The organism is Zavarzinia sp. CC-PAN008 (assembly GCF_051903925.1).
Taxonomy (GTDB): Bacteria; Pseudomonadota; Alphaproteobacteria; order Zavarziniales; family Zavarziniaceae.
On the sequence record NZ_CP173678.1, the window covers coordinates 2524010 to 2547598 of the forward strand.

At 70.2% G+C, this 23589-nt stretch carries 19 protein-coding genes; 2 read left to right on the plus strand and 17 right to left on the minus strand.

Features of this window, described 5'->3' with window-relative positions; genetic code table 11:
• The 13 genes from infB to miaB form a co-directional block, all read right to left on the minus strand.
• Complete coding sequence (infB, locus tag ACI6GS_RS11885) at nucleotides 1–3255, minus strand: translation initiation factor IF-2 (protein ID WP_439813661.1); 3255 nt, start codon at nucleotides 3253–3255, stop codon at nucleotides 1–3.
• Entirely contained in the window at nucleotides 3252–3953 is a 702-nt protein-coding gene (locus tag ACI6GS_RS11890; protein WP_439813662.1) for an RNA-binding protein, read from the minus strand. The genes infB and ACI6GS_RS11890 overlap by 4 nt, the downstream gene beginning before the upstream one ends.
• Nucleotides 3910–5550, minus strand: coding sequence for a transcription termination factor NusA (gene nusA / locus ACI6GS_RS11895; RefSeq protein WP_439813663.1), 1641 nt, complete (start codon nucleotides 5548–5550; stop codon nucleotides 3910–3912). The genes ACI6GS_RS11890 and nusA overlap by 44 nt, the downstream gene beginning before the upstream one ends.
• 2 nt (nucleotides 5551–5552) lie before the next feature.
• Complete coding sequence (gene rimP / locus ACI6GS_RS11900; protein ID WP_439813664.1) at nucleotides 5553–6143, minus strand: ribosome maturation factor RimP; 591 nt, start codon at nucleotides 6141–6143, stop codon at nucleotides 5553–5555.
• Between the two features lie 160 nt (nucleotides 6144–6303).
• Nucleotides 6304–7026: a tRNA (guanosine(46)-N7)-methyltransferase TrmB gene (gene trmB, locus ACI6GS_RS11905; protein WP_439813665.1), complete on the minus strand. Its 723-nt coding sequence runs from the start codon at nucleotides 7024–7026 to the stop codon at nucleotides 6304–6306.
• Between the two features lie 16 nt (nucleotides 7027–7042).
• Entirely contained in the window at nucleotides 7043–8209 is a 1167-nt protein-coding gene (metK, locus tag ACI6GS_RS11910) for a methionine adenosyltransferase (RefSeq protein ID WP_439813666.1), read from the minus strand.
• An 84-nt stretch (nucleotides 8210–8293) separates the two neighbouring features.
• Nucleotides 8294–8803: a helix-turn-helix domain-containing protein gene (locus ACI6GS_RS11915; RefSeq protein ID WP_439813667.1), complete on the minus strand. Its 510-nt coding sequence runs from the start codon at nucleotides 8801–8803 to the stop codon at nucleotides 8294–8296.
• 60 nt (nucleotides 8804–8863) lie between these two features.
• Nucleotides 8864–10462: an apolipoprotein N-acyltransferase gene (gene lnt / locus ACI6GS_RS11920; RefSeq protein ID WP_439813668.1), complete on the minus strand. Its 1599-nt coding sequence runs from the start codon at nucleotides 10460–10462 to the stop codon at nucleotides 8864–8866.
• A gap of 12 nt (nucleotides 10463–10474) precedes the next feature.
• Nucleotides 10475–11371 carry a hemolysin family protein gene (locus ACI6GS_RS11925; RefSeq protein WP_439813669.1) on the minus strand — a complete coding sequence of 299 codons (897 nt, stop codon included), beginning with the start codon at nucleotides 11369–11371 and terminating at the stop codon, nucleotides 10475–10477.
• Entirely contained in the window at nucleotides 11368–11886 is a 519-nt protein-coding gene (gene ybeY / locus ACI6GS_RS11930; RefSeq protein ID WP_439813670.1) for an rRNA maturation RNase YbeY, read from the minus strand. Before ybeY ends, ACI6GS_RS11925 begins: the two co-directional genes overlap by 4 nt.
• On the minus strand, nucleotides 11831–14230 hold the full coding sequence (locus tag ACI6GS_RS11935) for an HD family phosphohydrolase (protein ID WP_439813671.1): 2400 nt from the start codon (nucleotides 14228–14230) through the stop codon (nucleotides 11831–11833). Before ACI6GS_RS11935 ends, ybeY begins: the two co-directional genes overlap by 56 nt.
• 4 nt (nucleotides 14231–14234) lie before the next feature.
• Nucleotides 14235–15227, minus strand: a complete 993-nt coding sequence (locus ACI6GS_RS11940) for a PhoH family protein (RefSeq protein WP_439813672.1) — start codon at nucleotides 15225–15227, stop codon at nucleotides 14235–14237.
• Entirely contained in the window at nucleotides 15224–16579 is a 1356-nt protein-coding gene (miaB, locus tag ACI6GS_RS11945; protein ID WP_439813673.1) for a tRNA (N6-isopentenyl adenosine(37)-C2)-methylthiotransferase MiaB, read from the minus strand. Before miaB ends, ACI6GS_RS11940 begins: the two co-directional genes overlap by 4 nt.
• Before the next feature lie 279 nt (nucleotides 16580–16858).
• On the opposite strand from miaB, the gene ACI6GS_RS11950 reads away from it, so the two are divergent.
• A complete protein-coding gene (locus ACI6GS_RS11950) occupies nucleotides 16859–17161 on the plus strand; it encodes a hypothetical protein (protein WP_439813674.1) in 303 nt (100 codons plus the stop codon).
• Between the two features lie 3 nt (nucleotides 17162–17164).
• On the opposite strand, the gene ACI6GS_RS11955 is transcribed toward ACI6GS_RS11950, so the two are convergent.
• The 3 genes from ACI6GS_RS11955 to ACI6GS_RS11965 form a co-directional block, all read right to left on the minus strand.
• Nucleotides 17165–18718, minus strand: coding sequence for a N,N-dimethylformamidase beta subunit family domain-containing protein (locus tag ACI6GS_RS11955; protein ID WP_439813675.1), 1554 nt, complete (start codon nucleotides 18716–18718; stop codon nucleotides 17165–17167).
• A 205-nt stretch (nucleotides 18719–18923) separates the two neighbouring features.
• A complete protein-coding gene (polA, locus tag ACI6GS_RS11960) occupies nucleotides 18924–21773 on the minus strand; it encodes a DNA polymerase I (RefSeq protein WP_439813676.1) in 2850 nt (949 codons plus the stop codon).
• A 5-nt stretch (nucleotides 21774–21778) separates the two neighbouring features.
• On the minus strand, nucleotides 21779–22003 hold the full coding sequence (locus ACI6GS_RS11965) for a zinc-finger domain-containing protein (RefSeq protein WP_439813677.1): 225 nt from the start codon (nucleotides 22001–22003) through the stop codon (nucleotides 21779–21781).
• A 222-nt stretch (nucleotides 22004–22225) separates the two neighbouring features.
• On the opposite strand from ACI6GS_RS11965, the gene ACI6GS_RS11970 reads away from it, so the two are divergent.
• Nucleotides 22226–22807, plus strand: a complete 582-nt coding sequence (locus ACI6GS_RS11970; protein WP_439813678.1) for a TetR/AcrR family transcriptional regulator — start codon at nucleotides 22226–22228, stop codon at nucleotides 22805–22807.
• Nucleotides 22808–22812: 5 nt separating this feature from the next.
• On the opposite strand, the gene ACI6GS_RS11975 is transcribed toward ACI6GS_RS11970, so the two are convergent.
• Nucleotides 22813–23499 (minus strand): pyridoxamine 5'-phosphate oxidase family protein, encoded by a 687-nt coding sequence (locus ACI6GS_RS11975; RefSeq protein ID WP_439813679.1) that lies wholly within the window; start codon nucleotides 23497–23499, stop codon nucleotides 22813–22815.
• Nucleotides 23500–23589 lie beyond the last annotated feature (90 nt).

Consider the following 23589-nt stretch of genomic DNA (forward strand, 5'->3'; position numbering starts at 1 on the left):
TCAGAGCGTGCGGGCGATCTCCTCGACCTCGAAGGCCTCGATGATGTCGCCCACGCGGATGTCCTCGTAATGCTCGAAGGCCATGCCGCACTCGAAGGTCTGCTTGACCTCCCTCACTTCATCCTTGAAGCGCTTGAGCGTCGACAGCGTGCCCTCGTGGATCACGACGTTGTCGCGGATCAGGCGCACCTTGGCGCCGCGCTTGACCAGGCCTTCGGTGACGTAGCAGCCGGCGACCTTGCCCACCTTGGTGATGTCGAAGACCTGTCGGATCTCCGCATTGCCCAGGAAGACCTCGCGCCGGGTCGGCGACAGCATGCCCGAGAGGGCCTGCTTCACGTCGTCGAGCAGGTTGTAGATCACCGAATAGTAGCGGATCTCTACGCCCTCGTGCTCGGCCGCGTCGCGGGCCTGCTTCGTCGCACGGACGTTGAAGGCGATGATCGGCGCGTTCGACGCCTGGGCCAGGTTGATGTCCGACTCGGTGATGCCGCCCACGCCATAGTGCAGGATGCGCACCGCGACTTCGTCGGTCGCGAGGCCGTCCAGCGTGTTGACGATCGCTTCCGCCGAACCCTGGACGTCCGCCTTGATGACGACGGGCAGTTCCTTGACCTGGCCTTCGCGGATCTTGGAGAACATCTGCTCCAACGTCGCGCGGCCACCGGCGGTGCGGCGGGTCTCGCTCTTGCGCCGCTGGCGGAAGCTCGTGACCTCGCGGGCGCGGCTCTCGTCCTCGACCACCTGGAACTCGTCGCCCGCACCCGGCGTGCCGCCAAGGCCCAGGACCTCGACCGGAACGGAGGGGCCGGCCTCCTTCAGACTGCGGCCGCGATCGTCGATCAGGGCACGCACGCGGCCCCACTCGCTGCCGGCCACGAAGATGTCGCCGACCCGCAGGGTGCCGCGCTGGACCAGGACGGTTGCCACCGGGCCGCGACCACGGTCGAGCTGGGCCTCGATCACGACGCCGGCGCCGGCGCGATCCGGATTGGCCTTGAGGTCGAGCAGCTCGGCCTGCAGGAGGATCGTCTCCTCCAGCTTGTCGAGGTTCAGCTTCTCCTTGGCCGACACCGGCACCGACAGGGTGTCGCCGCCCAGCTCTTCCAGCACGATCTCGTACTGCAGCAGTTCCTGGGCAACCTTGTTCGGATTGGCGTCGGGCTTGTCGATCTTGTTGATCGCCACGATGATCGGCACGTCTGCCGCCTTCGCATGGCGGATCGCCTCGATCGTCTGGGGCATCACGCCGTCATCGGCCGCGACGACCAGGACGACGATATCCGTCACCTTGGCGCCGCGGGCGCGCATGGCGGTGAATGCCTCATGGCCCGGCGTGTCCAGGAACGAGATCTTCTGCCCGCCCTTCAGCTGAACCTGATAGGCGCCGATATGCTGGGTGATGCCACCCGCTTCGGCCGCGGCCACGTCGGTCGAGCGCAGGGCGTCGAGCAGCGAGGTCTTGCCGTGATCGACGTGGCCCATGACGGTTACGACCGGCGCGCGCGGCAGCAGGTGTTCGTCCAGGTCGTCGTCGCCCGTCAGGCCCACTTCGACGTCGGACTCCGACACGCGGCGCAGGCGGTGGCCAAACTCCTGAACCAGCAGCTCGGCGGTATCGGCGTCGATCGACTGGTTGATCGTCGCCATGACACCCATGGTCATCAGGCGCTTGATCACGTCGGCGGCACGCTCGGCCATGCGGTTGGCCAGTTCCTGCACCGTGATGGATTCGGGGACGACAACGTCGCGCACGACCTTGGTCCGCTCTTCCTCATGATGCGACCGGCGCTCCCGCTCGCGCTGGCGTCGCCAGGCGGACAGGCTGCGGGTGCGCTCGTTGTCGTCCATCGCGCGCACGACGGAGATCTTGCCGCTGTCGCGCCGCGTCGGCGCGCCCTTGCCGCGGCTGGGCGCCGGGGCGGGGCGGACCGGGGCGCGGCCGGGGCCACCGGGCCGCGCGGGACCGCTGGCATTGCCGGGACGACGGCGGGCGCGATCGTCCTCCTCGGCCTCGGCCGCGGCGCGCTGCGGCACCTGCGGCGGGGCGGATTCGAGACGGCGCTTGGCCTCTTCCTCGGCCTTGCGCTTGGATTCCTCCTCGGCCTTGCGGCGGGCGTCCTCCTCGGCCTGGCGCTTGGCCGCGGCTGCGCGCTCCTCGGCCAGGCGGGCTTCCTCGATCACGCGGCGCTGGGCGTCGCGCTCGGCCTGCTCGCGGGCCTTCTGGTCGGCGATCTTGGAGCCTTCCAGCGCGCGCAGGCGGGCTGCCTTCTCGTCCTCTGTCAGCGAGCGGAGGACGACGCGGCCGCGTGAGGCGTTGCCACCGCTGGGCGCGCCGGGGCGGCTCTGCTGGCTGGCGCCCGGCGCCGGCTGGCCCGGACGGCCGCCGGCGGGCGCACCGGGGCGATTGCCCGGCGCGTCGCGGCGCTGGCCCTGGTTCTGCGGCTGGCCCGGGGCTGCCGGACGAGCGCCGGGGATCGGCTGCGGCCGCAGGACCTGTCCGGCGACCGGACGCGGCCCCTGGCTCGGCGGCGCGGGGGGCGCCTCGACCGGAGCGGCGGGACGCACCGGCTGGACCAGCGTGGTCTGGCGGGGCAGGGGGCCGGACAGGATCTTGGGACCCTGCATCGGCACGGCGCGGCGCTGCTCAGCCGGCGGGGCGGCATCGGCGGCCGGCGCGGCCGGCTGCGCGGGGGTGGCATCGGCTCGGACCTCGGCGGCGGCGGGTGCCGCGGCGCTGGGGGCCGGCTGTGCCGGTGCGGCCGGCGCCTCGGCCGGCGTCGCCGGAGGGCTGGCCCGCAGGACGTTGGGCGACCGCGGCGCGGTGCCGGTGGCCTGTCCGGCCGCCGGAGCTGCTGTGCCCTGAGGTGTCGCGGCTTGGCCGGCAGGGGCCTGAGCTGCTGGCGCCTGGGCGGCAGGAGCCTGGACTGCCGGAGCCTGGGCCGCGGCCGGAGCGGGTGCCTGAGCTGGAGCGGTGGATGGAGCGTTGCCGCCCTGGGGCGCGGGCGCGGGCCCGCGCGGCGCCAGCCCGGATGGGCGCGGCGCCTCCCCCGAGCGCGACGCTTCCGCCGCCGCGTCGTGCGGCGAGAACGTGCGCTTCTTCTTGGTTTCGACGACAACCTGCTTGCTGCGGCCATGGGAGAAGCTCTGCCGGACCTGGCCGGAAGCCTCAACCTTCTTCGCCGTGTACTGGAGGGTCGTCCGCGACCCGCCCAGGCTCAGCTTCTTGTCGTCGGAGTCTTTCACTTCACTCATGCATCGTCCGCTGTGCGCCGGGGGTTATCACACGGCTGAATACGAAATCCGCCGAGGCGGCGCGTCTCAGCGCTAAATCGTTCAGATAAGCGGCCCGGGTGGAGGGCAGCATGTACCACATTTTCCCGGCCAAGTGCCAAGCTCAATTCGGCACCGGTCAGGATCTCGTTGCGCGGAATGCCTGCCGCGGTGCGGTCCAGCTTGGACTTGCCATCCGGACGTGCATCGCTGGCATGCAAAAGAACGGCAACGCGACCGGCCAGAAGTGCCTCGCGCACCTTTTCGAATCCGGTCGTGATCTCACCCGCCTTGCGCGAAAGGCCGAGCAGGTCCATCGCGCGCCGCACCAGCAGGTCCTCGATCTGGTCCGCCAGCGCATCCGGCACGACGATCGGGCCGGACACGCCGGCGCGGGAGAAAGCTCTCTTGAAATGGTGGCGGGCCGCGGCTTCTTCAATACGTGCGCGCTCGGCCTCGACCCAGACGCCGCGGCCGGGCAGACGCCGGGCCAGGTCCGGCGTCACCGTGCCGTCCGGCGCCACGACGAAGCGCACCAGGGTCGCGGGGTCCGCCCGCGCACCGGTCACGATCGACCGGCGCGTATTCGGATCCTCGATGTCGGATGCCGCGGGCAGGTCCGCCTGCGGCGCGGCGTCAGGCGTTGGCGTCGCGATCGGCTTGATCCTCCGCCGCGTCATCGGCGAAGGCCTCTTCCCCCTCGACGACCTCGCCTTCGTCAGGCGCATAGTCGCCAGCCGATTCGTCCGCTTCGGCGTAGCCCTCCTCGTCGGCGAACCAGTGGGCGCGCGCCGCCATGATGATCTGCTCGGCGTCTGCCGAATCGAGGCCGAATTCGCGCAGGGCGCCATCCTTGGCGTCGATCAGCTCGTCCGTCGCCAGGTCGGCCACGTCGTCCAGGGTCTTGATCCCGGCATTGCCCAGCGCCACCAGCATGGCGGGCGTGATGCCGGGCAGGGCGGCGACGTCGTCCTCGACGCCCATCTCGCGGCGCTGCCCGTCCAGGATCTCGTTCTGCTCCTGGATCTTCTGGCGGGCCCGCTCCTGCAGCGCCTCGGCCAGGCCCTCGTCAAAGCCCTGGATGTCGATCAGCTCGTGCGGCGGGACATAGGCCACTTCCTCGACAGAGGAGAAACCTTCGGCGGCGAGCAGCTGGGCGATCGTCTCGTCGATGTCCAGTTCGCGGGCGAACATCTCGCTGCGCTGGCGGAATTCCTCCTGCCGGCGCTGGCTCTCCTCGGCCTCGGTCAGGATGTCGATGTCCCAGCCGGTAAGCTGCGAGGCCAGGCGCACGTTCTGGCCGCGACGGCCAATCGCCAGGCTCAGCTGGTCGTCGGGCACCACGACCTCGATCCGGCGGGTTTCCTCGTCCAGCACGACCTTCACCACCTCGGCCGGGGCCAGGGCGTTCACGATGAAGGTGGCGGGGTCGGGCGACCACTGGATGATGTCGATCTTCTCGCCCTGGAGTTCGTTCACCACGGCCTGGACGCGGCTGCCGCGCATGCCGACGCAGGCGCCCACGGGGTCGATCGAGCTGTCGCGGCTGAGCACCGCGATCTTGGCCCGGCTGCCGGGGTCGCGGGCGACGGCCTTGATCTCGATGATGTTGTCGTAGACCTCGGGCACTTCCTGGGCGAACAGCTTGGCCATCATCTGGGGATGGGTGCGCGACAGGAAGATCTGCGGCCCGCGCGTCTCGCGCCGGACGTCGTAGATATAGGCGCGGGCGCGGTCGCCATTGTGGAAGTTCTCGCGCGGCAGGACCTCGTCCCGGCGCATGATCGCCTCGGCCCGGCCCAGGTCGACGATGACGTTGCCGTATTCGACCCGCTTCACGATGCCGTTGACGATCTCGCCGATGCGATCCTTGAACTCGTTGTACTGGCGCTCGCGTTCGGCGTCGCGCACCTTCTGGACGATGACCTGCTTGGCGGTCTGCGCCGCGATCCGGCCGAAGTCGATGGGCGGCAGCGGCTCGGACAGGAAGTCGCCCACCTGGGCCGCCGGATTGCGCGCGGTGGCGTCGGCAAGGCCGATCTGGGTCGCGTCGTTCTCGACGTCGTCGACGACTTCCAGCAGGCGCTGCAGGCGGATCTCGCCGGTCTTGGCGTCGATCTCGGCCCGGATCTCGTTGTCGCTGCCATAGCGCGAGCGGGCGGCCTTCTGGATCGCCTCCTCCATCGCCTCCAGCACGACGATGCGGTCGATGTTCTTCTCGCGTGCGACCGCCTCGGCGATCTGCAGGAGTTCCAGCCGGTTTGCACTGACAGCCATGACTAGGTTCCGCTGGGTTCGGTGAACGCAATGGGCGACGGCGGCGCGCTGCCATCGTCCCGGGAATCGGTGGACTGGGCCTCTGCCCCCTTGAGGACGCCCGGCAGCCTGCCCTTCAGGCTGGCCTCGATCAACTCGTCGGTCAGCAGCAGGCGGGCCTCCCTGACCAGGCGCAGGGGCACCTCGAACACGGTCGGGCCGTCCTGGATGCGGATGCGGGTGCCCTCCGCGTCGAGGCCGAGCAGGCGGCCGCGGAAGCGCTTGCGCGTCTCGTGCGGGACGGCGGTTTCGACCTTCGCGTCGAAGCCGGCGAAGCGGACATAGTCGTCTGCCTTGATCAGGGGACGGTCGATGCCGGGGGAACTGACTTCGAGCGTGTATTCGCCCGTGATGGGATCCTCCACGTCGAGGATCGCGGAGACGGCGCGGCTGAGGTCGGCGCAGTCCTCCACGTTCATCGTGCCGTCCGGCCGTTCGGCCATGATCTGGAGCACGGGGCGCCGGCCGGCGCCCAGGCGCACGCGCACCAGGACGAAGCCCATGGCTTCGACCGAAGGCGCGATCAGATCCGCGATCCGCGCAGCAGCGTCCATATCCTCCGCACCAGCAAGACGGGGCCCATCACGTCGGGGCCAGGAATCCCGGGACGTTCCGGCACAACCGTCCGGAAACGAAAAAGTGGGCGACGCGGCCCACTTTCGCGGCCCGCATCAGGCGAGCACGACGCCAAACTAGGTCAAGCGTGCCAAGGCTTCAAGCGTCTTGTCGCCGCGCCGTGATGTAGTGGGGGGCAAGGCCCTTGGCCAGGGCCTTGGCCTCGTAACGGGTTGCGGGCCAGGCTGCCGGGCGGCTGCGCTCCACCGCGACGACCGACAGCACGTCGGCCACCTGGGGCAGGGCCGCCAGCATCCATTCGGCGTAGTCCGCATGATCGGTCGCCAGGCGAAGCTCGGCACCGGGGGCGAGGGCGCGCGCAAGGTCGCGAAGCAGCACCGGCTCCACGATTCGCCGCTTGTGATGGCGCGCCTTGGGCCAGGGATCGGGGAACAGGATGAAGGCCCGCGCCAGGGAGGCTGTCGCCAGGCGCTGGACCAGCAGGCGGGCATCGTCGGACCAGACGCGCACATTGGCGAGGCCACGCGCCTCCGCCTCGCTCACCGCCTTGGCCACGCCGTTGCGGAACGGCTCGCAGCCGATCAGGCCCGTCCCGGGATTGGCCTCGGCCTGGGCGACAAGGTGCTCGCCGCCGCCAAAGCCGATCTCCAGCCACGCAGACCCCAGGCCGTCGAACAGTGACAGGGGATCCAGGGGACCGTCGGGCGGCAGCTGCACCGTCAGGCGAGGCAGGGCGTCCGCCACGACGCGGGCCCGCTCCGGGCGGATCTTGTGTCCGGACTGGCGGCCCCAGACGCGCCGGCTGCTGGGGCGCTGCGGGACCTCGTCCGCAGCGCCCGCCAGGGTGCTCTCGTCGCTCACGATCGGAAAGCGGGCCTCAGAATGCGCCCTTCAGCGTCTGGACCAGGTCCAGCTTCTCCCACGAGAAGCCGCCGTCGGCATCGGGCTCGCGGCCGAAATGGCCATAGGACGAGGTCCGGGCATAGATCGGACGGTTGAGCTTCAGGTGCTCGCGGATGCCGCGCGGGCTGAGGTTCATGATGTCGGCCAGCACGGTCTCCAGCTTGTCCGCGTCGACATTTCCCGTGTCGTGCAGGTCGACATAGAGCGACAGCGGCTTGGACACGCCGATCGCGTAGGAGATCTGGATCGTGCAGCGTTCGGCCAGGCCCGCGCCGACCACGTTCTTGGCCAGATAGCGGCAGGCATAGGCGGCCGAACGGTCGACCTTGGTCGGGTCCTTGCCCGAGAAGGCGCCGCCGCCATGCGGGGCGGCCCCGCCATAGGTGTCGACGATGATCTTGCGCCCCGTCAGGCCGGCGTCGCCGTCCGGACCGCCGATCACGAAGTTGCCGGTCGGGTTCACATAGAACTCGGCCTCCGGGCACATCCAGCCCTCGGGCAGGACCTTGAGCACGTGGGGGCGGACGATCTCGCGCACCTGCTCCTGGGTCAGGCCGGCCGCATGCTGGGTCGAGACGACGACCGACGTGGCGCCAACCGGCTTGCCGTCGACATAGCGCAGCGTGACCTGGCTCTTGGCATCCGGCTCAAGACCCGACTTCGGGTCGGCGCGGCGCGCCTCGGACAGGCTCTTCAGGATCTTGTGCGAATAGTAGATCGGCGCCGGCATCAGGGCGTCGGTCTCGGTGCAGGCATAGCCGAACATGATGCCCTGGTCGCCGGCTCCCTCGTCCTTGTTGCCGCTGGCATCGACGCCCTGCGCGATGTCGGCAGACTGGGGATGGACGTGAACCTGGACTTCCGCGTTCTTCCAATGGAAGCCGTCCTGCTCATAGCCGATGTCGCGCACGGCCTCGCGCGCGGCGTGCTCCATCTGCTCGGGCGTCACCGGGGTGGCGCTGCGCACCTCGCCCGCGAGGACGATCAGGTTGGTGGTGGTCAGCGTCTCGACCGCGACGCGGGCATAGGGATCGACGCCCAGGAACAGGTCGACCATCGTATCCGAGATCCGGTCGGAAACCTTGTCAGGATGACCTTCCGACACGGATTCGCTGGTGAACAGGTAGCTGTGGCGCTTCACGATGATCCCCACGAAAAACGAGCGGGGATTGATCGCAAGTGAGATCAACCCCGTCAAGCAGCGCAAGTACAGTGCGACGCCGGACTACCGATCGCCCGACCGTCTTGACCTGTCCTGTGCTGCCTGGGTTGAGCCGCGGGTCCTGGCATTGGCGGCCGGCGCGCCGGCGGCCTGCGCCTCCTCCGCCAGTGTGGCCAGGAGGGCGAGGACGGCCCCCCGGAGTGGCGGTGACAGGGCGCGGTAGCGCGCCAGCACCTGTTCCTCCTCCGCATCGGTCGCAACGCGCGGTGCCGCGGCGAACGGCTCCGCATCCTCGTGCAGGCGCGCTGCACCCTCGTGCTCCAACGTGGGATAGGGGCTGTGCGCGGGTTCCTGCGGCGTCACGAAGGGCAACGGGTCAAAGCCCAGCAAGGCCACGAATTCCCGCAGGCGGACGGTGGTCAGTGCGGTCTGCGCACTTTCGTACTTCTGAATCTGGGTCACGCTGAGGTCGAGTTCCTCAGCCACCCGCCACATCGGCAGGCTTGCCGCCTCGCGCCGGTCCTTGAGCATGGCGGCCAAGGCAGGGTCCACCTGATCCCGTTTGCGGGACATATCCGGATATCGCCTCGCATGCCGGGAACGCAGGGTCCGCTCGCGGGACCGCATAGGATCCTATGCGGGCGGATCGTGCCTGCGGTCAAGCCGGCCGATGCCCAGCAGGCCGATGCTGGCAACGGCCAGAACCACCAGCAGGGGAACGTCGCCGGTGCGCGCATAGAGCGTCGGCGTGGCGATCGGTCGCGGCAGGGCCACATCGAGCACCCCCTCCGTGCCCAGGTCCAGCTGGCCAAGGGCGCGGCCAAAGGGATCGAACACGGTCGAGATGCCCGTATTGGCGGCGCGCACTAGCGGCAGGCCCTGCTCGATCGCGCGTGCTCGCGCCGCGGCCAGGTGCTGGTAGGGGCCCCAGCTGGTGCCGAACCAGGCATCGTTGGTGACATTGACCAGCCATTCCGGCCGCGGGCCGGGGGCGACCGCCTCGCCGGGGAACAGCGATTCGTAGCAGATGAGCGGCGAGACGGGGGGCAGCCCGGGCAGGTTCAGCGTCTGGGGTCCCGGTCCGCGCGAAAAGTCGACGGCGCCGGCGGCGAGCGCGTCCATGCCGATCAGCGACAGGACGGAGCGCAGGGGCAGGAACTCGCCGAACGGCACCAGGTGGTGCTTGTCATAGCTGGCGACGATCGCCCCGCCGGGAGCCAGGACAGCCAGGTTGTTCCAGGCCTGGATCGCGTCATCGCCGTCGCCGGTCCGTTCGATCCGGATCGAGCCGGTGAGCAGCAGGCCATCGGCCGGGGCCGCCTGGGCGATCACCGCGGCCGACGCGGGATCCAGGTTCAGGGCAAACGAACTGGCGGATTCGGGCCAGATGACGAAACGCGGCGCCGCACCCCGGGGGGCCTGTGCAGTCAGCGCCATGTAGTGGCGGACATTGGCCACCCGCTCCGTGTCGGTCCGGCTGCGACGCTGGTCGATATTGCCCTGGACGATGCGGAGCATGGCCCCGGGCACCGTGGGCATCGGATCGGCCGGGACGCGGTTGATGCCGAAGACGAGCAGGCCGATGGCGATGCCGCCGGAGGCGACGGCGATCAGCCGGCGGCCGGGACCCGCACTCTTCCCCGCCAGGAGTGCCGGGCTGGCCGCGACCAGGACCGTCAGGAAGGTCAGGCCATAGATGCCAACAAGGCTGAGGCCCTGGAGCACGGGCGGCACGGCGTTCCAGGCATAGCCTAGCAGGTTCCAGGGGAAGCCGGTCAGGACGTGCCCGCGCGCATAGTCGAGGATGGTCCAGCCCACGGCCAGGGCGACCACCCGGGCCGGGCCTGCCGCACCGCGGCGCCAGCCCAGGAGCCAGGCCAGCGTCGTGCCGGCGCCGAAGAACAGGGCCAGCGCCGCCGGTAGGACGGTCAGCGTGATGGGGATCAGCCAGGCGAACTTTTCCGGCTCCACCAGCATCGCGAAGGACAGCCAGTAGATGCCAGTCATCAGGTGCCCGGTGCCGAACGCCCAGCCGATCGCGAAGGCCTGACGTGCACCGACCCGCCCATCCAGCAGCCAGACGAGTCCCGGCAGGCTGACGAACAGGGCGGGCCAGAGGCCGAGCGGCGGCAGCGCCAGCGTCGCCAGCGCGCCCAGCGCCCAGGCGATTGCCAGGGCACGCCACCCGCGCGTTGCGGCCAGCCCGGCCGCCAGGCGGTCAGTCAGCGGCAAGCCGGGGACCCGTCACGCCGTCGCGGCCGGCGGCAGCGAGCCAGGCGTGGCAAGGCTGGGGCGCCAGACGCGCAGGCGCCGGATCACGCGCGGGTCGGCGTCGGCGATCTCGAAGCGGACGCCGGAGGGATGCTCGATCACCTCGCCCAGGGCGGGCACGCGCTGGGCCAGCGCAAAGACCAGGCCGGCGATCGTGTCGATCTCCTCCTCCTCGGCCTCCGACACCAGCCTTTGCCCGATCATCGCTTCCAGTGCCTCGATCGGGGTGCGGCCCTCGGCCTCGATCGCGCCGTCGGCGGCCTCGGCCAGCATCGGCTGCTCCTCGACGTCGTGCTCGTCCTCGATGTCGCCGACGATCTCCTCGACGATGTCCTCGATCGTCACCAGGCCATCGGTGCCGCCATATTCATCGACCACGATCGCCATGTGGACGTGCTCGGCCTGCATGCGGACCAGCAGGTCCTTCACCGGCAGGGAAGCAGGCACGAAGAGGATCGGCCGCTTGATCCGGTCGAGGTCGAAGCCCGACGGATCGTTCCAGAATGGCAGCAGGTCCTTGACGTGGATGACGCCCAGCACGTCGTCCAGGGAGCCGCGGAAGATCGGCATGCGCGAATGCTGCGTCTCGGTGAAGCTGCGCACCAGGTCGGGCAGCGTGGCGTCATGCGCCACCGCCTCGATATCGGCGCGGGGCACCATCACGTCGTCGACCCACAATTCCCGGAAATCCAGGATGTTGCGGATCAGCGCCTGCTCCTCCTCGGTGCCTTCGGGGTGGTCGTCGACTACGCCTTCCAGGCTTGCCCGCAGGCTCTGGTCGGGGCGTTGGCCGCGCGCCAGGGCGCGCAGCCAGTTCATCCAGGAGCGGCGCGCGTCGCGCGCCCCGCTACTGCCGCCGGCCTCGCTCATTGGGCGTCGCCTTCCGCATAGGGGTCGGGCACGCCAAGGCTGCTCAGCACTGCCGTTTCGAGCGGCTCCATGATGCCTGCTTCGTCCTCCGTGAGGTGATCATAACCGAAAAGATGCAACACGCCGTGCACAACCAGATGGCGCAGGTGATCGGCCAGCGGCTTGCCCTGCTCCACGGCCTCGCGCGCGGTGGTCTCGAACGCCACGACGACATCGCCCAGCAGCAGGGGCCGGCCAGGCTCGGCGTCCGCGATCTCATCCGGCTCCAGGCCCGGAAAGGACAGGACATTGGTCGGTCCCGCCTTGTCGCGCCAGGTCTGGTTCAGGCCCGCCACCTCCGCATCGTCGGTCAGGATCAGCGACAGCTCCCCCTCCAGCCTGGGGCCATGCGCCGGCACGCGCGCCGTCAGTGCGGCGTCGAGCGCCGCCTGGGCGGCGGAGCGCACCAGGTCTTCGACCTCAGGAAGCGCGTTCGCCCAGGCCGGGAAGGGGATGGACGTTTCGATTTCGAGCATCGTCGGATGGCAAGGGCTCGACCGATGCGCCGCGGGGCGCATCGGCCAGCCGGGGGGCGGGCGGGTATTCGATCCTGGCATGATAGATGCCCAGCGTCAGCACCCGTGCGAAGGCCTCCTCGATCCGGGCCAGGTCGCCCAGCGTCAGGCGGCAATCGTCGAGCTGGCGGTCCTCGACCTTGCCCCGGATGACGGAGGCGACGCGGGCCCGGACCTCCGCCGGGGCGGGGTCCTTCAGCGCGCGGGTCGCGGCCTCGACCGAGTCGGCCAGCAGCAGGATCCCCGATTCGCGCGTCACCGGGCGGGGACCGGGATAGCGGAACTCCTGCTCGTCGATCGTCTCGCCCGTCGTGCGGGCGCGGTCCTTCGCCTTTTCGTAGAAGATCCGCAGCAGCGTCGTGCCCTGGTGCTGGGTCACGGCGTCGATCACCGGCTTGCCCAGGCGATGCTTGCGGGCCAGGTCGATGCCGTCCTTGATGTGGGCAAAGATCATCCGCGCCGACAATTCGGGCGGCAGCCGGTCGTGGATGTTGCCGGTCCGCTGGTTCTCGGCGAAGTAGCTGGGGCGCTTCATCTTGCCGATGTCGTGATAGAGCGCCATGACCCGGCATTGCAGGGCGCGCGCACCGATGGCATCGGCTGCCGTCTCGGCCAGGTTCGCCATCACCATCGAGTGGTAGTAGGTGCCGGGCGAGCGCAGCGCCAGTTCCTTGAGCAGCGGATTGTCGGCCGAGGCCAGTTCCAGCAGGCGCATGTCCGTCGCGGCATCGAACACGACTTCCAGCACGGGCAGCAGCACCGCGGCCAGGGCGGCGACAAGGGCCGCCTGGACCAGAATGAAAACGACGACGCCGGCGGCGGTGCCCAGATCCTGCTGCACCCCGGTGAAGCCCAGGATAGCGACGATGGGCACCAGCGCCAGCTGCGCCAGGGCGACCAGCAGGGCCGCGCGCAGCAGGTCGGAGCGGCGGCGCAGGCGGCGCGCAGCGATGCCGGCCGCCAGGACCCCGGCCATGTGATAGGCGACCAGCCAGGCGTCGGTGCCCGTCTTGTAGGCGGTCAGCAGCGTCACGGAGAGGCCGGCCAGCAGGGCCACCCGCAGATCCAGCAGCAGCGCCAGCAGCAGGCTGACCAGGGCGACCGGCATCATCAGCGCGCCCAGCCGCGCCGGCAGGCCGAATGCCTCCGCCAGGATCGGGCCCAGCTGGTGGGTGACGGCCAGCACCAGGCTGGTCGCGGCCAGCGCCGTCAGGACCAGGTAGTACTGCTTGCGTCCCAGTTCGCCACCGCGGACCTGGGGCCGCAGCAGCGAGATCGACAGGACCAGGAGCAGCAGTGCCAGCGCCGCCAGTGCCGCCAGTTCGGCCCAGGCCGGGCGGCTGGCCTCGCCCGCGTTCAGCATGCGCAGGCGTTCCTGGACGGAGCGGGTGACGCGGTCGCCCTCCCGGATGATCACCTCGCCATCGGCGATGCGCAGCAGCACGGGCTCGACCTTGGCGATTGCCGCGTCGCGCAGCTCCGCCGTCAGGTCCGGGTTGGCGATCAGGTTCGGGCGGGCCAGCGTGTTCGCCGTCTCCAGCGCGAAGGTGCGCACCGAGCGGGCGGAGCCATAGGGCGCGGTCGCCGCGCGCGCCTGCATCTGCCGGCGCAACAGCGCGATGTCCATTACGCTGTTGCTGTTGGCCCGTGTCAGGACGCCGCCCCGGCCGGCATCGCGGACCAGCAGCGGGCCTTCGCCCGGCAGGTCGGCGCGGTCGGCCACCACCATCCGATCCAGCGCGATGTTCAGGAAGAAGGTGATGGCGGCGGCGAGATCGGACGGGTTGTCCAGCTTCTCGATCAGGTCGAAGGTACCGGACGGCACCGGCACGCCCAGCTCCTGCTGGAATGCCTCGCGCCGGCCGGCGGCGTCCAGCGTGCCTTCGCGGGCCCGTGCCGCCATCGCCTCGACCGCGGCGACGATCGGTCGGCCCTGCTGGTAATAGAGTTCGGGATCGTAGTCATAGGCTGGCGGCGAGGCCTCGGCCGCGTTGGCGCGGCGCATGGCGGTTGCCGCCTTGTCCTCTACCAGCACGTCGCGATGGGCGCGGATCGTCTGGTCGGCAATCGAATCCAGCGGCGGAATCGGGCGGTCCTGCGGCAGCGGCCCGGCATAGAGCAGGGCCATGCCCAGCAGGAAGCCCAGCAGGATGGGCACGTCCAGCACCGGGCGCCAGCGGGTCCAGACGTCCTGCGACAAGGCCCGGATCGCGGTGGCCGACAGCAGCTGCCGGGCGCGATGCAGGTCGGCTGCGTCGTCGTCGCGCGGGCCGGTCGGGCCCGCCGGTTCGCCGGTCGTGCTCATCGCCTCACCGGGCCAGGCGCTCTGCCGCATCGCGGCGGTTATAGGCCTCGACGATGCGGGCGACGAGATGGTGGCGCACGACGTCCCGCTCGGCAAAGCGCACGACGCCAATCCCGTCCACCCCCTCGACCGTGCCCAGCGCATCGACCAGGCCGGAGCGCGTGCCAGGGGGCAGGTCGACCTGGCTGGGGTCGCCGGCGATCACCATGCGGGCGTTCTCGCCCAGGCGCGTCAGGAACATGCGCATCTGGACCGGAGTCGTGTTCTGGGCCTCGTCCAGGATGACATAGGCATGGGCCAGAGTCCGGCCACGCATGAAGGCCAGGGGCGCCACCTCGATCTCGCCCGAATCCAGGCGGCGCTGGACCTGCTCCGCCGGCAGCATGTCGTGCAGCGCGTCATAGAGCGGGCGCAGATAGGGGTCGACCTTGTCCTTCAGGTCGCCAGGCAGGAAGCCCAGCCTCTCGCCCGCCTCGACCGCGGGGCGGGACAGGACCAGGCGCTCGACCTTGCGCTCCAGCAGAAGCGAGACGCCCTTGGCCACCGCCAGGTAGGTCTTGCCCGTGCCGGCTGGACCGATGCCGAACACCATCTCGTTGCGCTGGAGGGCGTGCAGGTAGGCGCTCTGGCCCGGCGAGCGGGGGCGGATCAGGCGGCGCGCGGTCTTGATCGCCAGGCCGCCGGCCGCCTGCTCGTCCCAGTCCGGCGCCTCGGCCAGGCGAATCGCCCCATCGACTTCGCCCGGGCCCAGTTCGTTGCCGGCCTCCGCCCGCTGGTACAGCGCGTCGAGCACGGCGCGGGCGATCGCGGTGCGGTCGGCCGGGCCGCTCAGCGACAGGCGGTTGCCGCGGCTGGACAGGTGGACGCCCAGCCGCCGCTCGATGCGGGCCAGGTTCACGTCATGCTCGCCGAACAGGCGGGGCAGGGCGCGCGAATCCGGGAACTCGATGATCACGGCGCCGGGCGTGGACCCGCCGGCCGGGTCGGGGTCGCTCAAGCCGCGGCCGCCGCCGGCGGGGCCGCGGGCTCCCCGACCAGGCTGTTGAGCCGGCCTTCGACGATGCGCATCGCGACCATCGTTCCGGGTTCCACGGTCGACGCCTCGGCATGGACCGCCTGCATGTAGGGCGAGCGGCCATGGACTTGGCCCGAGTGCCGCCCGGGACCGTCGATCAGCACGGGCAGGACGCGGCCGACCTGGGCGCGGTTGAACGCCTCCTGGTCCTGCCACAACTGGGCCTGCAGCGCGTGCAGGCGCGCAGTCGCGGTCGCATCGTCGATCCGCAGGTCCAGGTTGGCCGCGGGCGTGCCGGGGCGGGCGCTGTACTTGAACGAGAAGGCCTGGGCGAAACCGACTTCCCGCACCAGGGCCATGGTCGCCTGGAAGTCGCGTTCCGACTCGCCGGGGAAACCCACGATGAAGTCGGAACTGAAGGCCAGGGCCGGCTGGGCCTTGCGCAGCCGCTCGATCACGCGGAGATAGGTCGCCGCGTCATGCCGGCGGTTCATGGCGGCGAGGATCCGGTCGGAGCCCGACTGCACGGGCAGGTGCAGGAACGGCATCAGCGCGGGCACGTCGCGATGCGCCGCGACCAGCGCGTCGTCCACGTCCAGGGGATGCGAAGTCGTGTAGCGCAAGCGCGACAATCCCGGAAGCTCGGCCAGACGCTCTATCAAGCGTCCCAGGCTCCAGGACGTTCCATCGGTCGCGGCCCCGCGATAGGCGTTGACGTTCTGGCCCAGCAGGACGATCTCGCGCGCGCCAAGGTCGAGGAGGTGCCTGGCCTCGTCCACGATCTCCGCCACGGGGCGGGAGTACTCGGCGCCGCGGGTATAGGGGACGACGCAGAAACTGCAGAACTTGTCGCAGCCTTCCTGCACGGTCAGGAAGGCGCTGACGCCGGGTCTGGCCGATTGCGCGGGCAGCGCGTCGAACTTGGGCTCGGCCGGCATGTCTGTGTCGAGCACGCCGCCGCCCTGACGCACCGCCTGGGCGACCAGTTCGGGCAGGCGGTGATAGGCAAGCGGCCCCACCACGACGTCAACGATGGGCGCGCGCCGGCGCAGTTCCTCCCCCTCGGCCTGGGCGGTGCAGCCGGCGACGACGATCGTCATCGCCGCACCCGCCGCCTCCCGCGCCTGCTTCAGGGGACGCAGGCGACCCAGGTCGGAAAAGACCTTCTCGCCCGCCTTCTCGCGGATGTGGCAGGTGTTGAGGATGACCATGTCGGCCCCCTCCACGACCTCGGTCGTGCGGTAGCCAAGTGGCGCCAGGACGTCGGCCATGCGGCCGCTGTCATAGGCATTCATCTGGCAGCCATAGGTCTTGATGTGGACGGTCTTGGCCAAGGTGCTGGGACGTCTCGTTCGCAAAGGGCCGCGCAGTCGACCCGACTTCGGCAGTCCGGCCCGCCCGCCACGATGCCGGCATGACTTCAGTCCCGGCACGGGCCGCAATGCGGTTCGTCACAACACCTAGAAGAGCGCCTTCGTGTCGTCAAGGTGTCGCAGGCAGGCCTTGGTTGCGGCGTCGGCATGGCGTCACCCGCGCGGCGCCTGCGTTTAATGTGGACGGCGGCGCCCGCTTTGCGATTCAGTGGTGCAGCGGAAGCAAGGGAAGCGGGCCGGATGTTTCGTCGAATCGGACTGGTGATCGCGTTGCTGGGCGTCCTGCTCTTCGGCTTCGACCTGACGATCGCGCTGTTCTCGGCCTATACCCCGATCCGCATCGGCGATTTCCTGGGCTTCATCGGCATCTATCTGGGCTCCAGCCACATCGCGCAGGTGTTCGGCGCGCTGCCGCTGAACATGGTGCTGGTGATCATCGGCGTGGTGATCGACTTCGTGAACCGCCTGTGGTGGGAGTTCCAGGTCGCCCGCATCACGCGCGAGGTGCGCGCCGAGCGGCGTAAGCTGGGCGATCCGGAATAGGCCTCAGCGCGCGCCGAAGCGGTCGAGGACGTTGCGAGTGATGCGGTCGACGAAGGGATTGCCGGCGGCCAGGCCATAGGCCCATTCGGTGGTGCCGAAGTTGAAGACCGATCCCTGGCCCCGCTCGAAGCAGGCCAGGACGGCATGGCCGCGCACCAGGCGGGCGCGGACGTCCGGCCCGTCGCGACCGGTCAGGGCGCGCGCCAGGTTCTGCGGCGCCTCTGGCGGGACGGCGCCGGAATAGGGCGAGGCGCCCCGTTCGAACAGGGTGGCCGGCGCCGTGGCGATGATCTCCAGGTTTGCGGGCACACCCAGGCGCGGCACCGGCTGGGGCAGGCCATCCTCGCCGAAGGTGAGCGGACAGCCGTCGTTCTCGTACCCCACCAGGCGGCATTCGTCGCCGAACAGGTCGCCATATTCGAGGTCGCTGCCGGCCAGCGCCCAATGCTCCGGCCGCCAGACGGTGTAGCCGCCGGCGCCGCGGGCCACGCAATTGCCGAAGCGGTGATAGCCGCCGAACAGGAAGCTGAGGCCCGTCAGTTCCGCCTCCGGCTTCGCGATCCAGGGGCTGGACCACAGGCCGGAGGTGAGGTGGCGGCGCGCCGGGTCCGCGGCCACGGGATCCTCATCCTCGGCCCGGGCCTTGTGTGCGACGAAGGTGGCGCCGTCATTCTCGAACCGGCACTGCCAATAACAGGTGTTGCCGGACAGGATGACGGCCCGGCCGCCGCCATCGACGAAGCGCTCGACCTCCATCCGCTGGGGCCAGGACCAGTATTCGGAGTGGCCCACGAATAGCGCCACGGCATAGCCGTCGAGGGTGCCTGCCCGCTCAACATCGGCATCGGTGAGGTAGTCCAGTGCGTAGCCGGCCTCCTCGGCCCAGGCGACGAAGGCGTGCTCCCACTTGTCCAGGAAGCCGGCCGGCGCGTCCCAGCCCAGTCCCCCGGCCTTGGCCTCGTGCCGCAGTTCGCCGGCCTGCGCCCGCTCCATGAAGCCGCGCCGGTCGGGGTTCGCCAGGCGGTGCAGCGGCGAGGCGGGCTTCAGGATGCCGGCGGAGAACGGCCGCCGGGTGGAGAGCCGGGCCGCGACCCTGTGCAGTGCGGCGTCGGCCGGCACCGGCACCGGATGGGGCCCGCCGATCCAGGCATAGGTGTTGGCCCCGCCCCAGGAATTGTAGGCGTGATACGTGTTCGTGCTGAGCACCAGCACGGCGCGCGCCCGCGGTGCCGTGGCGCGCACGCAGAGCATGTGGCGCGCCCGGGTCCCGTCCGCAGCGGTCAGGACAATGTCGTAGTAACCCGACGGCCAGTCGCCGACAGCGATCTCCGCCACCACGGGCCAGTCGCAGCCGACGACGTGCACCTGCTCCGGCACGGCATGGGGCGCCAGGGTGATTCCGCCTTGGCTCAGGACGATCGTGCGTTCCCGCCCGACGCGCGCAACCTCCAGGCTGGCCGTGCCGCCCGTGCCCGCCGCATGCAGTGCGACGGTCTCGCCCGGCCGGGCGCTCAACCGATCCGAATAGGCCCAGGCCCAGGTGGTTGGCGTGTTCATCCAAGCGCCGAAAGGAAGTCCTCCCCCGTCGCTAAGCGATGGGGGAGGGTTGGGTGGGGGCGGTATCCCGCGGGTTGGGGGTGCGGCAGCGCCTGAAAGCTTGCGTCCCGCCCCCACCCCGGCCCTCCCCCGTGCTGCGCACGGGGGACGGAGCACGGCGGCGCCTGGGGTGAGGGGGAAGGCGTGCTGTCGCGCTGATCGGCCATCAATGCGCGTCGGCCCAGGAGCGGGCGTGGCCGGCTTCGACCACGAGGGGGACGGCCAGGTTGAGGACGGGGGCCGCGGCGCCGCTCATCACGCGGACGGCTGTCGCCTTGGTCTGCTCCACCTCGTCCTCCGGCACTTCGAACACCAGTTCGTCGTGCACGGTCAGCAGCATGCGCGCCTTCAGCCCCGCATCGCGAAGGGCGCCCGGCATGCGGATCATGGCGCGCCGCATCAGGTCGGCGGCCGAGCCCTGGATGGGCGCGTTGATCGCCGCCCGCTCGGCATTGGCGCGCCTGGCCGGGTTCTTCTCGGTAATGCCGAAGATGTGGCAGCGCCGGCCGAAGATCGTCTCGACATAGCCCTTGTCCCGCGCCGACCGCTTGGTCTCGTCCATGTACTGGAGGATTTCGGGGAAGCGGCGGAAATAGGCGTCGATATAGCTGCGCGCGTCGCCTTGCGGGATGCCCAGCTGGTTGGCCAGGCCAAAGGCCGAAATGCCATAGACGATGCCGAAATTGATCGCCTTGGCCTGGCGGCGGACCATCGGGTCCATCCCCTCCACCGGCACGCCGAACACTTCGGACGCGGTCAGCGCGTGAATGTCCGTGCCCTTGGCAAAGGCCTCGGCCAGGGCCTCGACCTTGGCGATCTCGGCCAGCAGGCGCAGTTCCACCTGGCTGTAGTCGGCCGAGACCAGGACATGGCCCGGACCTGCGACGAAGGCCCGGCGGATCTTGCGCCCCTCCTCCGTGCGGATGGGGATGTTCTGCAGGTTGGGATCGTTCGACGACAGCCGCCCCGTGGTGGTCGAGGCCAGCGAGTAGCAGGTGTGGACGCGCCCCGTCTTGGGGTTGATCTGGGTCACCAGGGCGTCGGCATAGGTGCTTTTCAGCTTGGACAGCTGACGCCAGCCCAGGATGGCGCGGGGCAGCGGGTGGCCCTGCTGCTCGGCCAGCTGCTCCAGCACGTCGGCCCCCGTGGCCCATGCGCCGGTCTTGGTCTTGGTCCCGCCGGGAAGGCCCATCTCACCGAACAGGATGTCGCCCAGCTGCTTGGGGCTGCCCAGGTTGAAGGGCCGGCCGGCCAGCTGGTGCGCCTCGGCCTCCAGCGTTGCCATGCGTTCGCCGAAGTCGGTGGACAGGCGGCTCAGCTCGGCGCGGTCGACCTCGATCCCGGTGCGCTCCATCTCCAGCAGGACCGGCAGGAGGGGGCGCTCAAGCGTCTCGTACACGCTGACCAGACGCTGCTCCAGCAGGCGCGGGCGCAGCACGTCATGCAGGCGCATGGTCACGTCTGCATCCTCGGCCGCGTAGGCCGTCGCCTTGTCGATCGGCACGCGATCGAAGGTGACCTGCTGGGCGCCGCGGCCCGTCACCTCGGCAAAGGTGATGGGGGTGTAGTCCAGGTGCAGCTTGGCCAGTTCGTCCATGCCATGGCCGTGCAGCCCGCCCTCCAGCACGTAGGACACCAGCATCGTGTCCTCAAGCGGCGCGACGGCAATGCCATAGCTGGCCATCACGGTGGCGTCGTACTTGCCGTTCTGCGCGATCTTGAGGACGCCCGGGTCCTCCAGCAGGACCTTGAGCCGGGCCAATGCCTCGGCAAAGGGGACCTGCTGCGGCGTCGCCTCGTCCAGCGCCAGACTGCCCTCGGCATTGGCGCGATGGGCGAGCGGCACATAGCAGGCGTGGCCCGCCTCGACGCAGAGGGAGAAGCCGACCAGTTCCGCCAGCATCGGGCTGAGGGAGGTCGTCTCCACATCGAAGGCGACCTTGCCCGCCCGCGTCGCCGCGGCGATCCAGGCGTCGAGGGCGCCGAGCTCCGTCACCGTCTCGTAGCGGGCGGCCTCGATCTTCGCCGCCGGCCGGGCGGTGCCGGCTGCGGGCGCGGCGGGCAGGGGGGCCGGGGTGGCGGCGGTCCCGCCATTGCCGACCCGCGCCAGAACCTTGGTCTTCAGGGCGCGGAAGCCATTGGCCTCCAGGAACGGCACCAACAGGTCGTGATCGGGCTGGCGCACGCCCAGGTCGGCGATCGGTTCCGGCAGCGGCGTTGCGCGGTCCAGCTCGACCAGCCGGCGGCTCAGCCGCGCCTGTTCGGCAAAAGTGATGAGCGATTCGCGCCGCTTGGGCTGGCGGATCTCGGGCGCGCGGGTCAGCAGCTCTTCCAGGCTGCCATAGGTATTGATCAACTCGGCCGCGGTCTTGATCCCGATGCCGGGGACGCCGGGAACGTTGTCCACCGAATCGCCCGCCAGGGCCTGCACGTCGACCACCTTGTCCGGGGTCACCCCGAATTTCTCAAGCGCCCCCTCGGGGCCGCAGCGGCGGTTCTTGACGGGGTCGAGCATCTCGATCCGGTCGTCCAGCAGCTGCATCAGGTCCTTGTCGGACGAGACGATGGTGACGGCCATGCCCTGCCCCGCCGCCTGGGTCGCGTAGGACGCGATCAGGTCGTCCGCCTCGTATCCCGGCAGTTCGATGCACGGCACGTTGAAGGCGCGCACGGCGTCGCGGATCAGCGGGAACTGCGGGATCAGGTCTTCCGGCGGCTCCGGCCGGTTGGCCTTGTACCGGTCATAGAGCGCATTGCGGAACGTCGTCTTGCCCGCGTCGAAGATGACGGCGACGTGGCTGGGCCGGTCCCCGTTCGAGCGTTCCTCCAGCAGCCGGTCCAGCATCATCGAGAAGCCGAGCACGGCATTGACGGGCGTGCCGTCGGCCCGCGTCAGCGGCGGCAGCGCGTGATAGGCGCGGAAGATGTAGCCCGACCCGTCGACCAGATAGAGATGGCGCGGTGCCTGGTCCTCAGGGGCCGCTCCTTCGCCGTCGACCACGCTTGCCTCGCTCACCGGCGTCAGTGCCCGCCGTGCGGCTTGGCACCCGGCTTCAGCACGAACTGGCGGTCGCAATAGCCGCATTCGACACGGCCATGTTCCAGCTTCAGATAGACCCGCGGATGGCCCAGCGCGCCGCCGCCGCCGTCGCAGGAGACGATCAGGTCCTCAACCTCGATCACCTCGGGCGGCTGGGGCGCGTCCGCCCGGGCGAGATCGGACTGCGGATTGTGCGGCGACGACATGGGCATGGGTCCTGGCTGGGCGCGGGGCTTGCGCGCATGAATTCGGGCGACGGTCATCCTGCCATGGGGTGCCGCGTCAGGCGACCGCCGTTGCGCGGCGGATATTAGCGATCGGCCCTTCAGGTTCAATCGGCCGCGCCATGCGGGACCGCATGGGCATGCTGGCGGCATGACGCTCCGTCACCCATATGGTATTATGTCCGAAATCTGACGGTGAGGCATATGCGGTACGCCAAAGGCCACAAGGAACAGACACGCGCGCGGATCGTGGGGGAAGCCGCCCGCCAGCTGCGGCAGCGGGGCCTGTCCGGCGTGGCGCTGGCCGAGCTGATGCGCGCCCAGGGGCTGACCCATGGCGGCTTCTATGCCCATTTCCCGTCCCGCGATGCGCTGGTCGCGGAAGCGGTGGGCGAGGCGATGGCCGGCTCGCGCGGGACCTTGCGTGAGCGTTTGAGCGCTGCGGAGGGGGACCGCCTGGCCGCGTTCCTGAAGTCCTATGTCTCGCGCGCGCATCGCGACACGCCGGAGGCGGGCTGCGCCATCGCCGCCCTGGCCGGCGAGGTGGCGCGCGGCCCGGACGAGCTGAAGGCGCGGCTGGGGGACGGGGTCGTCAACCTGATCGCGCTGCTGGAGGGCGAGGGCGCCAGTGCCGAGGAGCGGGCCCGGGTCATTGCCGGCCTGTCCGCCGCGGTGGGCGCCCTGGTCCTGTCGCGGGTGACGGACCCCGCCCTGTCGGACGAGATCCTGCGCACCGTGCGCGACCAGGCGGCGCGTCCCGCCGCGCCGGTTCCGGCCGAGGGCTGAACGCTTCAGCGGCGCGAGGCGGTGGCGGCCCAGTGCGCGACCGCCGACGGCACCGGCTGGGCTGATGGCGCCAGGGGATCGGGGACGACCGGCCCCGGCGCGATGGCCAGGGGCAGGACACCGGCCCAGATCGGCAGGGCCATGTCCTCGTCATCGTCGATCGGACCGCCTTCCCGCACCTTGGCCGAGGCTTCGAGAAGGGGGAGGGAGAGCACCGTGGTGATCTTCAGCTCCTTCTCCGTCGTGGGGCGCAGGCTTGCCCAGCGCCCAGGCACCAGGCGATCGGTGAAGGCGGCCAGCGCCGCTTCCTTCGCCGCGGCATCCTCAACCAACTTGGCCCGGCCAAAGGCTGCGACCGAGCGGTAGTTCATCGAGTGATGAAAGCCTGAGCGGGCCAGGACAAGGCCGTCGAGCAGCGTCACGGTCAGGCACAGCTCGACCCCTTGCGCCAGGGTCTGGAGCATGCGGCTGATGACGGAGCCATGAATCATCACCGTGTCGCCGATCCGGGCATAGGCCGTTGGGATGACGAAGGGCTGGCCGCCCACGCTGAACCCGACATGCGCGACCAGCCCCTCGTCCAGGATGGCGTTGATGCGGGCAAGGTCGTGGCTGCCGCGCTTGGGCAGGCGCCGCACCCGGCTGCGCTCGGTCGGCGGGAGATGGGACGGGGCGGCTTCGGCAATCGACATGGGCTCACATGACGGGCATTGCGTGCCGCGATCCTGGCGTGCCTGATGGCCCCATCGTGAGAGCCAAGAGCGCAGATGCGACGGGGCCAA